We start from the raw sequence: 14,501 nt of genomic DNA, 5'->3' as shown, positions 1-14,501 counted from the left end.
CACCTCGGGCATGGAGTCGTGCCCGGGTGGAAGTGAGGGAAACAGTGCAACGCATCACGCAACGTATCCGTGTAACGCCCGGAGCGTTTCAGCTCTCACACTGCAACCGCCGCGGCTCAGAGCTGTTCCGCGCGGCGCTCCGTCAGGTCGTACTTCGTCGCGATCCGGTTCCAGAGAGTCGCCGCCTCGCGCTTCGCCTTCGTCGCCACACCGCTCTGGGCGTTGCCCTGGGCGGTCTGGCCCGTGTTGCGCGCCTTGCCGCCCTTGCAGCCCTTCTTCTCCTTCACCTGGCCCGCCCACGCGGCGTAGTGGTCGTCCGCCGAGGCCGACGCCTCCCACGCCCTCTTCAGGGAGGCGGTGAGCGCCTGGTGGTCCGGGAGCTCGTCCACGGCGAGGCCCTGCAGCCGGGTCACGAGCCCGCGGCGCTGCTCCGCCGCGCCGCGCAGGTCCGAGGCCGCCTGGTCCAGGTTCTCGCAGGTCTTGATCGACTCGACGGAGCGGATCACCGCGGCCCGGCTGTCGTTGCTGTCCGCGAGGAGCTTGTCGAGCTCCACGGCCTGCGTCTTCGCCGGATCGTCCGCCACCTCACCGGACGGGTCGGCCGCGGGCGAAGACGCCGCGGCGGCACTCGTGCCGGCGCCCGGGTCCTCGTCGTCACCGCCGCCGAACATCAGCGCGCTCGCACCGAGCCCGAGCACGGCACAGCCGACCACGACCGCGGCGATCAGCGGCAGCCGCGAGGAGTTCCGCGAGGCGCTCCCCCGGGAGGGGCCGGACTCGGGAGCGCGGCGGGCCGCGCGGCCGCCCGGAGAGGCGTACGGCGGCTGGGCTCCGTACGCCGGCTCCTGCACGGGCGGCAGGTACTGCGTCGCCTCCGCGCCACCGGCCCCGCCGGCGTCGCTGCGGAAGAGGTTGTCGAACTCCGCCGGCGGCTGCCGGTCTCCCGGCGCTCCGGGGCGGACGCCGTAGGGGGCGCCGGGCGGCGGCGCGGGGGCGTCCTGGTGCGCCACGGGCGGCAGGTACTGCGTCGCCTCCGCCTCCCCGGCCGGAGCAGCCGGAGCGGTGCCCGCCGACCGTGCCCCGAGGAACTGCGTCGGCTCCGCCGGGTTCTCCGGCGGCAGGGCCCCGGGCCCCGGCGGGACCGGAGCGATGTACTGCGTGGCGTCCCCGGCGGATCCCGGGGGGACCGGAGCGATGTACTGCGTCGCGTCGCCGGACCCCGCCGGGACGGGAGCGATGTACTGCGTCGCATCGGCGTCGGGCGCGGGCGTCTGCACGCCCTGCTGCCCGTATCCGTACGGCGTCTGCTGCGGCGGCAGCGCCCCGGCGGGCGCGGGCTGCGCGTACGGCGCGCCCGGCGGCTCCTCCTGCGGCAGCGGCTGCGCGTCCCGCCCGGGGCCCCAGGGCGCACCCCACGGGGTGCCACCGGACGGGGCGACCTGCGGCCCGCTGACTCCGGGGGTGAAGGGCTCGCTGCCGTCCGCGGGCAGCACGACACCCTCGTGCGCGGGCCGCGAGGCGGGATGCCGCGACTCGTCACCCTGTCCGCTGTGCGTCACCGGGACTCCTACGTGTCAACCTACGGAATCGTCGGCTCACGCTACCGGGTGACTCAGTGCGTCCGCACACGCGTGTGGTAGCCGTAACAAGAACGCCCGCGGAGACGCTGTTATCGCCTCAAGCCCCTTGCCGGCACGGGGATCCGCCCGCCCGGAACCGGGCCCCGCTCACACCCGGGCGGCCCCGCCGGCCGCGGAACCGCCCGGGCCCGCTCACGCCGCCTGCAGCTGCAGCCTCGCGCCGAACTCCCGTACGGACGGCTCCGCCGCGTACGGCTCCAGCCGCTGGTGCAGGTCCTCCAGGTACTCCGTACCGCGGCTGGAACGGAGGGTGCCGAGGAGTTCCATCGCCCGCGTGCCCGTACTGCAGGCCTCCTCGACCTCGCGCTGCTGGAGCCGGGCCGCGGCCAGCAGGACCAGTCCGATCCCCCGGCGCCGCGCGCGCGACTCGGGATGGCCGTCCAGGGACTCGGTGGCCCGGCGCACCGCCTGGTCGGCCTGCCCGAGGTCGCGGTGGCAGTGGGCCAGCTCGTCGGCGAGGTACGCATGGTCGAAGTGGGCGATCCAGTCGGGATCGTCGCCCGATTCGGTGTTCGCCCGGTCCAGGGCGGCGATGGCCCTGCCGGCCGCCTCCTGGCAGGTACGCGCGTCACCGAGCAGCGCGTGCCCCCGGGCCTCCGCCGCGTGGAACATCGCCTCCGCGCGCGGTGTGACCTGGCCCCGGGCCCCCTCCTGCGCGGCCCGCGCGAGCTGGGCGATCTCCCTCGGGTTCCCGAGCTCCGCGGCGAGATGGCTCATTGACGCGGCCAGGACGTAGCCGCCGTAGGCGCGGTCGCCCGCGGCCTGGGCCAGCCGCAGGGCCTGGATGTAGTAGCGCTGGGCGAGGCCCGGCTGGCCCGTGTCGACGGCCATGTAGCCCGCCAGCTCCGTGAGCCGCGCCACCGCGGCGAAGAGCTGCCGCCCCACCGGCTCCCGGTACGAGCCGGAGAGCAGCCCGGACACCACGCTGTTGAGGTAGTGGACGACGACCGGCCGGACGTGCCCGGCGCCGAACCGGTGGTCGAGACCGGTGAGCGCCTTCGTCATCGCCCGCACGGCCTCGACGTCCGGGAGACCCACCCGCGCCCCGGCCTGCCGGGCCACCTGGGTGTCGGCCCCGGTGATCAGCCAGTCCCGACTGGGCTCGACGAGCGCCGAGGCGGCCACCGTGGAACCGGTCAGGAAGTCGCGCCGGCCCACGTCGCTGCGCCACAGCTCGCAGACCTGCTCGATCGCCCCTACCACGGTGGGGGCGAACTGCAGCCCCACACCGGACGCCAGGTTCTTGCCGTTGGCCATCCCGATCTCGTCGATCGTGACCGTGCGGCCCAGCTTGCGGCCCAGTGCCTCCGCGATGATGCCGGGCGCCCGGCCGCGCGGCTGCTGCCCGCGCAGCCAGCGCGCCACCGACGTCTTGTCGTAGCGCAGATCGAGGCCGCGTTCAGCCCCGACCATGTTGACCCTGCGGGCCAGACCGGCGTTGGAGCATCCGGCTTCCTGGATCAGCGCCTGCAGCCGTTCGTTCGGCTGACGGGCGACGAGTGGCCTCGCTGCCATCACTAACCCCCTGTGCCGGACCTCGCCGGTCGTGATCTCCGTGGTGATCTGCCATCGATCACTTCCCGGCGTTATCCGGAGAATGCCAATGAGCTCGGACGATTACGGGTGAATGCCGCTCACCCGCAACTGGCTACCCGCCCGCCGGGTCCGGCCCTCATGCGCGCCCCCGTCCGTGCACCCGTGCGCCCCACGTGCGGTATCGGTGCGCCACCGCCCGGCGCCGCGCGCCCGTAACCGGGTCCGGCGGGGGGAGTTGTGTTTATCGTGGAAGACACCATCGACGGGTCGATCCGCCTCACCGAGGCGGCACGGATCCCCGTACAGCGCGGCACACAACTGCTCGACAGCGCGGTCCGTTACGCGGAGGAACGCCACTGGGACGTGTTCCCCGGCACCTGGCTGGAGGCCGTCGAGGGCGCCGAACGGTGCTCGTGCGGCGCCCCCGTGTGCGATGCGCCTGGGGCGCACGCCGCCCGGCCGGACTGGTCGGGCCAGGCGACCGGCAGCGCCGTCGCCGCCCGCCGGCTGTGGGGCAGGCAGCCGAAGGCGTCGGTCCTGATGCCCACGGGGAGGACGTTCGACGCCCTGGAGGTCCCGGAGTCGGCCGGCTTCCTCGCGCTGGCCCGGATGGAGCGGATGGGCATGGCCCTCGGGCCGGTGATCTGCGGCCCGAACCGGCGCATGCTGTTCCTCGTCCTGCCGGGCGCGGCCGTGAAGCTCCCGGACCTGGTGCGCAGGCTCGGCTGGGTGCCCAGTTCGCTCGACCTGGTGGCGCGCGGCGACGGGCAGTACGTGGCGGCGCCGCCGACGCGCGTCGGCGGCCAGGGAGCCGTGCAGTGGGTGCGCAAGCCGACGACCGCGAACCGCTGGCTGCCGGACGCCGAGGAGCTGATCAGCCCGCTGGCCTATGCGTGCGGACGGGAGGCCGCCGACGGGCGGGACCGCCGATCGTAGGGTTGTTCCCGTACTACGGGGACAACGGAAGGCGGCAACATGCCCGACCAGGCATCGGACCGGACGGTGAACACGGCGGGCGGCGCGCCCGGGGAGGTACCTCCCCCCGCCGTCCGGGTGGAGGGGCTCTGGAAGCGGTTCGGCGAACAGATCGCGGTTGCCGGCGTCGATCTCACGCTGCCCGCGGGCAAGTTCATCGGCCTGGTCGGACCCAACGGCGCCGGCAAGACCACGACGCTGTCGATGGTCACCGGGCTCCTCCGCCCCGACCAGGGGCGCATCGAGGTCGCCGGCCACGACGTCTGGAGGGATCCGGTCGAGGTCAAGGCCCGGATCGGTGTACTGCCCGAGGGCCTGCGGCTGTTCGAGCGGTTGTCGGGCGGTGAACTCCTCGCCTACACCGGCCGGTTGCGCGGACTCCCGGGCGAGGAGGTGGACAAGCGGGCCACCCAGCTGCTGGACGTGCTGGATCTCGCGGGCGCCCGGCACAAGCTGGTCGTCGACTACTCGACCGGTATGCGCAAGAAGATCGGCCTGGCGGCGGCACTGCTGCACAATCCGCAGGTGCTGTTCCTGGACGAGCCGTTCGAGGGTGTCGACCCGGTGTCCGCACAGACCATCCGCGGGGTTCTGGAGCGGTACACCGCGTCCGGGGCGACCGTCGTGTTCTCCAGCCATGTCATGGAGCTGGTGGAATCGCTGTGCGACTGGGTCGCGGTGATGGCCGCCGGCCGGATCAGGGCGCACGGCACGCTGGCGGAGGTCCGCGGTTCGGCGCGGTCCCTGCAGGACGCCTTCCTGGAGCTCGTCGGCGCGAACGGACGGGACACCGGCAAGGCGCTGGACTGGCTCGGCGGCGGTGCCCGGTGACGGCCACGACGCCCGGCCCGGCTCACTCGCTCACGTCGGTGTTCGTACGGCTCAAACTGTCGCTGCTGACCAACGGTCTGCGGCAGTCGGCCGGCCGTACGGCCGCGTTCGTCACCTCGGCCGTCCTGGCACTGCTGGTCGCCGCGAGCCAGTTCATCGGATTCGTCCTGCTGCGCGGCACAGCGCACGCGGCCTCCCTGGTGGTACTGCTGGTGGCGGTGCTGGCCCTGGGCTGGGCGTTCCTCCCGCTGTTCTTCCCGAGCGGGGACGAGACGCTGGACCCGACCCGGCTGGTGATGCTGCCGCTGCGGCCGGGACCGATGGTGTCGGCGCTGCTGGTGGCGTCGCTGGTGGGCATCGGACCGCTGTTCACGCTCTGTCTGGTGGCCGGTGCCGCGCTGGCCCTGGCGCACGGGCCCGCCGGGGTGGTGGCCGCGGCGGTCGCCGTGCCGCTGGCGGTGCTGGTGTGCGTGGCGCTGGCTCGGGCGGTCGCCGCCGCCAACATCCGCCTGCTGACCAGCCGCAAGGGCCGCGACCTGGCCGTGCTGAGCGGTCTGGTGATCGCGGTCGGGATCCAGTTCGTGAACTTCGGTGTGCAGCGACTCGGTCAGGCCGGCGGGCTCACCGCGCTGGACCCCGCGGCGGCCGTGGTCCGCTGGATTCCGCCCGCGTCCGCGCTCGGCGCCGTCGACTCTGCGAGCACCGGGGCGTACGGGGCGGCCGCCGCGCAACTCGCGCTCTCCGGAGCCGCCCTGGCCGCCCTGCTGTACGGGTGGCAGCGCAGTCTGACGCGTCTGATGACCGCCCCGGACGGCTCGACCCTCGCGGCGGCCTCGGAGCCGACCCGCCGGAACACGTCCACGGGTCTGCACCGGCTGCTGCCGGGCGGGCGCACGGGCACGGTCATGCAGCGCAGCCTCCGCTACGTCTGGCGTGATCCGAAGACGAAGACCGCGTGGGTGACGGCGCTGGTGATCGGGCTGATCCTGCCGCTGTTCAACGCCCTTCAGGGGACCGGCTCGATCTACTTGGCGTGCTTCGCTTCGGGGATGCTCGGCATCCAGATGTACAACCAGTTCGGCCAGGACACGTCCGCGTTCTGGATGGTCGCGCAGACGATCGCCTCACCCCGCGACGCCTACCTCGAACTACGTGCCCGTGCGCTGGCGTTGCTGCTGATCACCCTGCCGTACACGATGCTGGTGACGGTCGCCACGGCCGCCGTGCTGGGCGACTGGCGGGCGCTGCCGGAGGCGCTGGGGATCGCACTGGGGCTGCTCGGCGCGATGATGGCGACCGGCGCGGTCGCGTCGGCGCGTTTCCCGTACTCGATCCCGCAGGGCAGCGCCTACAAGAACGTGGCGCCGGGGCAGGGCGGGCTCGCGTGGATCTCCATCTTCGGCGGGATGATCGCCTCGGCTCTGCTGTGCTCCCCGCTGATCGCGCTGACGATCTGGCTGAACGCCGCGAACGCCGAGTCGGCGCTGTGGATCCTGCTGCCGCTGGGTGCCGCGTACGGCGCGGCGGTGGCCTGGGGCGGGCTGCGGGTGGCGGCCCCGCAGACGGCCGCGCGGCTGCCGGAGATCCTGACGGCGGTCAGCAAGGGGTGACCACGGCCTGGTCCGTACCGTACGCCGGGCATCGAGAGCCCATGACGTACTGTACGGATCATGTCCATGCCTCCTCCGCCCCAGGGACAACCGCAGTACCCGGGGTATCCGCCACCGGCACAGGGCGCGGCGCAGCCGGGCCCCTACGGCCCAGGGCAGCCGGGGCCGTACGGTCCGGGGCAGCCGGGCCCCTACGGCCCTCCGCCACAGCAGGGAGGTCCGTACGGCCCGCCTCAGGGAGGCCCTTACGGACCGCCGCCGCCCTTCCCCCAGCAGGGTGCCTGGGCTCCCCCGCCCGCGCCGCCGAAGAAGTTCTGGTCCGGCCCGAAGGTCGCGATCATCGGGGTGTCGGTCGCCGTGGCCGTCGCGGTGCTCGCGTGGGCGGGAAACCGGGGCGGCGGCTCCGGCTCCTTCCCGGAGGCCACGCACAAGGTCACCCTCCCCGGGACGCTGCTGGGCGGCGAGTACACGCTGGCCCAGGACCTCTCCGAGCAGGGCGACTCCGCGCTGGCAGGCGCGAGCGAGGCCAACATCCGTGATCCGAAGGGCGTCGTGGGCCAGTACGCCTCCACCGACGCGAAGAAGGCCGGGGTTCTGGTCCTCTCGGCCCTCTACGGGCAGATCAAGGACCCGGACGACGCCCGGGAGAGCATGCTGAAGGGCGCCGCCCGGTCGGAGGGGGCGACGGTCGCCGTGCCGCCGAAGGACATCGAGGTGCCCGGCTCCGACGTCACCGTCACCTGCCAGGTCCTGACCGCCGCGTCCACCGGCGGGAAGAGTTCCTTCCCCATGTGCGCCTGGGCGGACGGGAACACCAACGGCTCCGTCGCCGAGGTGACCCCCGAGACCGCGACGCGGAGCCCCGAGTCACTGGACCTCCGGACGGCGGCCGCGAACACGCTGAAGGTGCGCGAGGAGGTCAGGAAGCCCATCGACTGACTTCCGCTTGTGGAGGTCTCGTGCAGAAAGCGCGACCTCACGACGACGGGCCGGCGACGGAGTGCACCACTCCGGCGCCGGCCCTTCGCTGTATACGAAGGCGTACGGCGGAACGCGGCGAGCACCCGGGACGAGGTTCACCGAAAGGCGCCGGATTCCGGCCGAAGCGCACGGCGCGGCGGCGGTCAAAGACGAAACCGGTTTTGCATCACCGCAGGCCGGACCTTTGTTCCGCGTTGGACCACACCCCGCTGTCCATATACCGGACAACCGATCACCCGCCTCGCACACCCCTTCCGAGCTGCCCGAACGGCCATTCGGTCGGCACGCCTTGAACGTATGCGGCCGGAAACAGGTGATGGATGTGCGATCACTGTACGCATCAGCAAGACTCCCGACCGCAACCGCACACACCGTCAAAGGGGTTCACTCATGCGTTACATCGTCCACACACTCGGCGCGACGGCCTCCGCAGCGGCGCTCGTGCTCGGCGGCCTGGCCGCGGGCACCGCGCACGCCGATGCCGCCGGTCACACGGGGCTCTACGCGCCGTCCGCCCTGGTGCTGGCGGTCGGCAGGGGCGAAGCCGCCGCGACGGCGACCGTCGAGCGCGCGGTCACGCTGAACTGCGCCCCGGCGCCGGGCGGCACCCACCCGTCCGCCCGCGCGGCCTGCGGTGAACTGAACGCGGTGAGCGGCGAGTTCGCCCTGCTGACCAGGACGTCCGACCGCCCCTGCACCCGGCAGTGGGACCCGGTCACGATCATCGCCACCGGGGTCTGGGAGGGCAAGCGCGTCGACTGGTCGGCCACGTACGGCAACGCGTGCGAGATGCGGGAGAGCATGGGCGGATCCACCGTCTTCGCCTTCTGAGGCCCCTCAGCCGCGGCGGACCGGGGCGATACGACGGCGGTCCCGGTCCGCCGCACCGCCGGCGCGGCACGCCGGCACTCCCATGGACTGGATGGCCCCCTCCCCGGCCATCCGGTCCCGGGCGAGGTCGATGCGCACCGCCGTCAGACCGTCACACCGTCAGGACGCCTTCGAGGAAGGGCTCGACGACCGCGCGCCAGGCCTCCGGCTGGTCGTAGTGGACGAGATGGCCGGCGTCCGCCACCTCCGCGTACTGCCCGCGAGCCAGGACCCGGACCATCTCCTGAGCCTCCGCACGGCCCAGTTCCCCGTCGAGCCCGCGGACCACGAGCGTCGGGCACGTGACCTGGGCGAGCGAGTCCCAGTGCGCGTCGTGCACCCAGGTCGCCCGGGACCGCAGCATCTGGCGGCGGGAGAAGACGGGCCGCCAGCCGTCCGCCCGTTCGGCCATCACCTCGGCGAAGAACTCGCCCCGAGACGGGCTGGGACGCTCCACCCAGGGGTCGTCCTCACCGAACCACTTGCGCACGTCCGCCAGCGTCGCGAAGGGCACGGGCCATGAGCGGAACCAGTCCTCCCACTCCCGCTGGGAGGCTGCGCCGAGCGCGGAGGCGCGCATGTCGCAGATGACCAGGGCCCGCACCAGGTCGGGACGCTCGGCGGCGAGTTGCCAGGCCGTCAGGGCACCCATGGAGTGGCCGACGAGGATCGCCGGCGCCAGGCCCAGCCGCTCCACCGCGGCCGCCGCGTCCGCGACGTACGCCTCGCGGGTGAACACTCCGTCGGCGGGCCGCTCGCTGCGGCCGTGCCCGCGCTGGTCGAGGGCGACCGCCCGGTGCCGTTCGGACAGCCAGCGGGCGGTGGGCGCCCAGTGCGAGGCCCGGCCCATCAGCCCGTGGAGGAGTAAGACGCCCGGGACGCGGTCCGTCTCGCCGCGCCCCTTGGGCGGGTCGGCGAACTCCCAGGCCGCGAGCCGTACACCGGCCGTACCGGCCACGTCGATGCGCCGCACCATGGTCCTGGCACCCCCTTCTGGCCCCGTGGATCTCCGGACTCTCCGAAGCGATCGAGCCCGGCCAGACTATCGAACTTCCATTCGAAAACTGGCTTCCGGCCAGCAACACCCCTCGTTCGAGTGACCACCCTCAAGGATTGACGCGCGTCGCCGAGGGGAGATCTTCAGCGGGAGGCGGGCCGCTCGGGGAAGACGGTCCGAGGGGATTGACCCTGGGAGCTCGGGGCTCCGGGTCAGCGAAGGGGAGGACAGGCCCCGGCGCCGCAGGGCGCCGGGGCCCTCCGCGTTCAACAGCCGCATGCTCCGCTCCCTCCCCTGCGGCCGACCACCGACCCGGCCCGGCCCGGTCACATGCCTCAGCCACAGGGTGGCACGCAAACCGCCCGTGCGCTGCCGTTACGGCCGGAAAGCGCGTTCTGAAAGAGTCCTCACGGCGGGCGGAGGAGTCACACGGCGGGCGGGGGTCGCACGCCGGACGACGAAGCGCGCCCGTACCGCGGATGCACGGTACGGACGCGCCGCACGAGGTCCCCGTCTCCCGCGATGCTCGCGGGACGGGAGCCCGACGAGCCGGAGCCCGGTGGGCCGGTGGACGGGACAGCCGGACCGCGCGACGCCAGCCAGGCCCGGTGGGCCGATGGAGCCGCCCGGGACGACGGCCGCGCCCGGTGGGCCGGTCCGGTCGCTCAGCGGTCTCCGGCGGACGACCGCCGGGGCCGGGAGCGCACGGAGCGGGTACTCAGCGCTTCGCCACGAAGACGTGCGAGGCGACGTCCGCCTTCAGCTCCGCGGCCTCACCGCCGCTGCCCACCAGCACCCCGCCGGCCGACTCGGTCACGCTCACCACCGAGCCGGGCTGCACACCGGCGCGGCGGAGCGTGTACATCAGCTGGGCGTCCGTCTGGATCGGCTCCCCGATCCGCCGGACCACCACCGTCTTGGCCTCCGTGCCGGCGTCGAGATCGGCCAGGCTGACCATGCCGTCGTCCAGGAACGCCTCGGCCTCGGACTTCTCGCCCAGCTCCTCCAGGCCCGGGATCGGGTTGCCGTACGGCGACTCGGTGGGGTGCCGCAGGAGCTCGAGCACGCGCCGCTCCACGGCCTCGCTCATCACGTGCTCCCAGCGGCACGCCTCGGCATGGACCTGCTCCCACTCCAGGCCGATCACATCGACCAGGAGGCACTCGGCGAGCCGGTGCTTGCGCATCACGCGGGTGGCGAGCCGGCGGCCCTCCTCAGTCAGCTCCAGGTGACGGTCGCCCGCGACCGTCACGAGCCCGTCGCGCTCCATCCGCGCGACGGTCTGGCTGACCGTCGGCCCGCTCTGGTCGAGCCGCTCCGCGATGCGGGCGCGCATCGGGACCACGCCTTCCTCTTCCAGCTCGAGGATGGTGCGGAGATACATCTCCGTGGTGTCGATCAGTCCGGACATACGTGCCCCTCGAAGAAGTCGTGCGGTGGCCCTGCCCCAATTCTGACGCATGCCGCCGACAACCGGGCCACGCCTGCCTGGAACCCGTATTGACAGAGCAATGGTCCAGACCGCAACGTGATCCGCGACACGACGGGAAGGGGCGACCGCGATGGGCGGGAACAAGCTGGCGGGACAGTTCTTCGACGCCGCGATCGGTCTGCTGGAGCGTGTGCGCGACGAGGAGGCGGCGAGCATCGCCGCGGCCGGCGCGGCCGTCGCGGACACCGTCGCCGCGGGCGGGAGGCTGTTCGCCTTCGGCGCGGGCCACTCCTCGCTCGCCGCACAGGACGTCGTCTACCGGGCAGGCGGTCTGGCGCTGATGAACCTGCTCGCCGTCCCCGGCGCCGTCGGTGTCGACGTGATGCCCGCGACCCTCGGCTCCGCGCTGGAGCGCGTCGACGGCCTGGCCGGCGCCGTACTCGACTCCAGCCCCGCCCGCGCCGGCGACGTACTGGTCGTCGTCTCCCTCTCCGGCCGCAACGCCCTGCCCGTCGAGATGGCCCTGAACGCGCGGGCGCTCGGGCTGAAGGTCATCGGGGTGACGTCCGTGGCGTACGCCTCGGAGACGAAGTCCCGGCACACCTCGGGCACGTTCCTCAAGGACCACTGCGACATCGTCCTCGACTCCAAGATCGCGGTCGGCGACGCCGAGCTGACCGCGGAGGGCATCGCGGCCCCGTTCGCGCCCGCCTCCACGGTCGTCACCAGCGCCCTGATGCAGGCGACCCTCGCTGCCGCTGCCGGCGAACTGGCCGAACGCGGCATCGAGCCGCCCCTGCTGCGGTCGGGGAACGTGGACGGCGGACACGAGTGGAACGGCCGGGTCATGGCCCAGTACGCGGACCGGATCTTCTACCGCCGCTGAGCCCGGGCCCCCGCGCGGCAGACGGGGCCCCGGCGCGGACCCGGTCGCGGCGGGCGGGGCTATCCGCCGCGCGCCCGGGCCAGGTCCAGTGCTGCCGCCACGTGCGTCGCGACGCTCTCCGCGTACTCCGCGTCGGGGCGTTCGAAGCGGGGGCGGTTGGCGGACCGCAGGAAGGTGACGACACCGAGCGTGCGGCCGCGGCTGCGGAGCACCGTGGACAGGGCGTGCACCGCGTCGCGCGGCCACTGGCGTTCCGCTGCCCAGCTCTCGGTACGGTCCGGCCCTCCGCCCGTGCTGGTGCGGACGGAACCGACGCGGTCCACCGCCTGCAGTGCCGGATGGCCCTGCGGATACCGGAGCGGGATGCCCGCGCCCGCCACCCGGGCGACCGGTCCCGGGGCACCCGACGGCGTCGCCGCGGCCCGCACCAGCCGTTCGCCGTCCTCCGACAGCACGTCGACGAGGACGTGGTCGGCGAATCCGGCGAGGGCGAAGTCGAGCCGCGTCGTCGCCGCCTCCATCGGGTCCTCGCACTCGGCCGCAGCCCGGGCCGCCCGGTGCAGCTGGCTGAACCGGAACCGCAGCCGGTCCGCCTCCTGCTCCGCGAGCTTGGCCTGGGTGACGTCCTGGAACAGCCAGCCCACGCCCAGCGGCACCGGTTCCTCGGCCAGTGGCGACGCCAGCCTGAGGAATCCGCTGCGCCAGCACCTGCGCTGCTCGCCCTCGTCGCCACGCACTGTCAGCCACAGCTCGACGAGCGCGCCGGGCGCACCATCGGCGAGGACGTGGTGCAGTGCGCCCTCCAGTTCCTCAACGCCCCGCACGACCAGCTCCCCGAGCGGACGCCCGAGCGCCGTCGTGCGGCCGGAGGATCCCAGCATCCGGGCCGCTTGCCGGTTCACGACGGCGGGCCGCAGGTCCACGTCCACCAGCACGACGCCCCACGACGCGTCCTCGAACAGCGCCTCGCTCAAGGCGATCGACCGCTCCAGATCGATCTGGGCGTGCACTTCGCTGAACGCGCAGTACACCCCGGCGGGCCCGCCGTCGGCACCGCGCACCCCGGCGGACTGCGTCCGTACGAGCACCCGCCCGCCGTCCTTGCGCAACAGCGCGAACTCGTGCACCTGACGGCCCGGTGCGGTCATCGCGGCCATCAGCCGGCCCTGCACCTCGTCCGCGTCCGCGGTCCGCACGGCCCACCCGGCGAAACCGCGCCGCCCGACGGCCTCGTCGGCCGACCAGCCGAGGATCCGCTCGGCCTCCCGGTTCCAGTGGGTGATCACACCGTCCGCGTCGAACGCGCACAGCGCGGCGTCCATCCCGTCCAGCAGCGCCGCGAGCAGATCGGAACCGGGGCCGTCCCGCTCCGGCTCGTCCGGTCCCAGCGCGCTGGCGGCCTCGCTCTTGGAAGCACTCATCCCGGCACCCCCTGCAGGACGTGTCCTCGGCCCGTGCCGCCCTCCGCAAAGCGGCACCCCGATCATTCAACTGGAACGTGACTCAGGACACATCCATTTCCCGGAAATCGTCGCCCCGGGCAAAAAGGGGTTGAGTCACCCTCGCGAGGTTCCTAGTGTGGGACGCCTCGAGAAGGGAGGTGATTCGGAACATGATGGCATTCCGGACGCGAGAGGTGGCTGCGGCCTAACGGCCCGTCGTCGCACCTTCGTGCACCTCGGCAGGGCCACTGCCGAAATCCAAGCAGTCACCGACCCGCGGGCTCGCCGGTACGTCCGGCCGGCTTCCTCCTCGGAGGGACCCGAGCCCGCGGGTTTCCGCGTTCCCGGTCCCTGCCCCGGGGCGCACCTCACCCCGCCCGGCCCGCCCGCGGTTCACGGAGCCAGCCGCTCCACCCGCCAGCCACCGGGCCCTTCCGGGGTGCGGACGTACCGTAGGCGGTCGTGGAGCCGGTTCTCGTGGCCCTGCCAGAACTCGACGGTCCCGGGCGTCACCCGGTAGCCGCCCCACTCCGGCGGCACCGGCACCTGCTCACCCGCCGGGTACCGGTCGGCGAGTTCCTCGTAGCGCCGCAGCAGCTCCCCACGGGACGGGAGCACCGAGGACTGGGGGCTGGCCCAGGCACCGAGCTGGGAGCCGTGGGGCCGGGTGCGGAAGTAGGCGGCCGTCTCGTCGCGGCCCACCCGGGCCGCGGTGCCGGTCACGATGATCTGGCGGGTCAGCGGGTGCCAGGGGAACAGCAGCGAGACGTGCGGGTTGGCCTCGAGTTCGCGGCCCTTGCGCGAGGCGTAGTTCGTGTAGAAGACGAAGCCGCGGTCGTCGAAGTGCTTCAGCAGCACGGTCCGGGAGGACGGCCGGCCGTCGGGCGTGGCCGTGGAGACGATCATGGCGTTCGGCTCGTGGAGCCGGCCGGCCGCGGCGTCCTTGAACCAGTGGACGAACTGTTCCATCGGATCGGCGGGCAGGTCCGCCTCGTCGAGCGGTGTCGAGCGGTAGTGCTCGCGCATGGCGGCGGGGTCGAGGGCGTCGGTCACGGGGTCATCCTGCCGCACGCGCCCCGGGTGGTTCCCCGCCCTCCGGGGGCCGGCGCCGTGGCGGTCGGGGCGGGGCGCCGCGGCTCCCCTCGTCACCCGTTCGGAGCGCGGCCGAGTTTTCCCGGCACGGAGTGCCGCCAATCCTCCGGAACCGGATCGGTGCAGTGTGCCGGATGTCACGCTTCCCCGCATCGGAGGAACCGGCCAAAATCGTGCGCTGGGCCGCTGTGGCCTCCCTACGACGCGGA

The 14,501-nt window shown here is 73.3% G+C and carries 12 protein-coding genes; 6 read left to right on the top strand and 6 right to left on the bottom strand.

The genetic code is table 11. From position 1 onward, the window contains the following. Positions 1 to 116: 116 nt before the first annotated feature. Together QMZ92_RS16975 and QMZ92_RS16970 are read right to left on the bottom strand one after the other, a co-directional pair. Positions 117 to 1,559 (bottom strand): hypothetical protein, encoded by a 1,443-nt coding sequence (locus tag QMZ92_RS16975; protein WP_283298222.1) that lies wholly within the window; start codon positions 1,557 to 1,559, stop codon positions 117 to 119. Positions 1,560 to 1,772: 213 nt separating this feature from the next. Further along, positions 1,773 to 3,155: an NsdA family TPR-like regulatory protein gene (locus QMZ92_RS16970; RefSeq protein ID WP_138054620.1), complete on the bottom strand. Its 1,383-nt coding sequence runs from the start codon at positions 3,153 to 3,155 to the stop codon at positions 1,773 to 1,775. 267 nt (positions 3,156 to 3,422) lie between these two features. Between QMZ92_RS16970 and QMZ92_RS16965 the strand changes: the two genes are divergently transcribed. The 5 genes from QMZ92_RS16965 (at position 3,423) to QMZ92_RS16945 (ending at position 8,404) form a co-directional block, all read left to right on the top strand. Further along, positions 3,423 to 4,112: a bifunctional DNA primase/polymerase gene (locus QMZ92_RS16965; RefSeq protein WP_283298221.1), complete on the top strand. Its 690-nt coding sequence runs from the start codon at positions 3,423 to 3,425 to the stop codon at positions 4,110 to 4,112. A gap of 39 nt (positions 4,113 to 4,151) precedes the next feature. Then, positions 4,152 to 4,982 (top strand): ABC transporter ATP-binding protein, encoded by an 831-nt coding sequence (locus QMZ92_RS16960; protein WP_283298220.1) that lies wholly within the window; start codon positions 4,152 to 4,154, stop codon positions 4,980 to 4,982. Then, complete coding sequence (locus QMZ92_RS16955; RefSeq protein ID WP_283298219.1) at positions 4,979 to 6,592, top strand: transporter; 1,614 nt, start codon at positions 4,979 to 4,981, stop codon at positions 6,590 to 6,592. Before QMZ92_RS16960 ends, QMZ92_RS16955 begins: the two co-directional genes overlap by 4 nt. Positions 6,593 to 6,652: 60 nt before the next feature. Then, the gene (locus tag QMZ92_RS16950) at positions 6,653 to 7,531 is read left to right on the top strand and encodes a hypothetical protein (protein ID WP_283298218.1); all 879 of its coding nucleotides are present in this window, start codon (positions 6,653 to 6,655) and stop codon (positions 7,529 to 7,531) included. Positions 7,532 to 7,963: 432 nt separating this feature from the next. Further along, a complete protein-coding gene (locus tag QMZ92_RS16945; RefSeq protein ID WP_283298217.1) occupies positions 7,964 to 8,404 on the top strand; it encodes a subtilase-type protease inhibitor in 441 nt (146 codons plus the stop codon). A gap of 151 nt (positions 8,405 to 8,555) precedes the next feature. Here QMZ92_RS16945 and QMZ92_RS16940 read toward each other — a convergent pair whose 3' ends face one another. Then, on the bottom strand, positions 8,556 to 9,419 hold the full coding sequence (locus QMZ92_RS16940) for an alpha/beta fold hydrolase (RefSeq protein ID WP_138054615.1): 864 nt from the start codon (positions 9,417 to 9,419) through the stop codon (positions 8,556 to 8,558). A 739-nt stretch (positions 9,420 to 10,158) separates the two neighbouring features. After that, a complete protein-coding gene (locus QMZ92_RS16935) occupies positions 10,159 to 10,851 on the bottom strand; it encodes an iron-dependent transcriptional repressor DtxR (RefSeq protein WP_138054614.1) in 693 nt (230 codons plus the stop codon). A gap of 151 nt (positions 10,852 to 11,002) precedes the next feature. Here QMZ92_RS16935 and QMZ92_RS16930 point away from each other — a divergent pair, with 151 nt between their 5' ends. Continuing rightward, positions 11,003 to 11,758 carry an SIS domain-containing protein gene (locus QMZ92_RS16930; RefSeq protein ID WP_283298216.1) on the top strand — a complete coding sequence of 252 codons (756 nt, stop codon included), beginning with the start codon at positions 11,003 to 11,005 and terminating at the stop codon, positions 11,756 to 11,758. 59 nt (positions 11,759 to 11,817) lie between these two features. Here QMZ92_RS16930 and QMZ92_RS16925 read toward each other — a convergent pair whose 3' ends face one another. Both QMZ92_RS16925 and pdxH read right to left on the bottom strand, forming a co-directional pair. Beyond that, a complete protein-coding gene (locus QMZ92_RS16925) occupies positions 11,818 to 13,179 on the bottom strand; it encodes a PAS domain-containing protein (RefSeq protein ID WP_283298215.1) in 1,362 nt (453 codons plus the stop codon). A gap of 414 nt (positions 13,180 to 13,593) precedes the next feature. Then, a complete protein-coding gene (gene pdxH / locus QMZ92_RS16920; RefSeq protein WP_283298214.1) occupies positions 13,594 to 14,253 on the bottom strand; it encodes a pyridoxamine 5'-phosphate oxidase in 660 nt (219 codons plus the stop codon). Positions 14,254 to 14,501 lie beyond the last annotated feature (248 nt).

The sequence above is a fragment of the Streptomyces sp. HNM0645 genome (assembly GCF_030056615.1).
Lineage (GTDB): Bacteria > Actinomycetota > Actinomycetes > Streptomycetales > Streptomycetaceae > Streptomyces > Streptomyces marianii.
The sequence above is the reverse complement of the archived record's forward strand: the minus strand, read 5'-3'. Positions and strand labels throughout refer to the sequence as shown.

Excerpts from the sequence above, each read along its gene's own strand:
- QMZ92_RS16940 (WP_138054615.1), bottom strand. The coding sequence starts at position 9,419 with ATGGTGCGGCGCATCGACGTGGCCGGTACGGCCGGTGTACGGCTCGCG.
- QMZ92_RS16960 (WP_283298220.1), top strand. The coding sequence starts at position 4,152 with ATGCCCGACCAGGCATCGGACCGGACGGTGAACACGGCGGGCGGCGCG.
- QMZ92_RS16930 (WP_283298216.1), top strand. The coding sequence starts at position 11,003 with ATGGGCGGGAACAAGCTGGCGGGACAGTTCTTCGACGCCGCGATCGGT.
- QMZ92_RS16935 (WP_138054614.1), bottom strand. The coding sequence starts at position 10,851 with ATGTCCGGACTGATCGACACCACGGAGATGTATCTCCGCACCATCCTC.
- QMZ92_RS16970 (WP_138054620.1), bottom strand. The coding sequence starts at position 3,155 with ATGGCAGCGAGGCCACTCGTCGCCCGTCAGCCGAACGAACGGCTGCAG.
- QMZ92_RS16925 (WP_283298215.1), bottom strand. The coding sequence starts at position 13,179 with ATGAGTGCTTCCAAGAGCGAGGCCGCCAGCGCGCTGGGACCGGACGAG.
- QMZ92_RS16945 (WP_283298217.1), top strand. The coding sequence starts at position 7,964 with ATGCGTTACATCGTCCACACACTCGGCGCGACGGCCTCCGCAGCGGCG.
- QMZ92_RS16950 (WP_283298218.1), top strand. The coding sequence starts at position 6,653 with ATGTCCATGCCTCCTCCGCCCCAGGGACAACCGCAGTACCCGGGGTAT.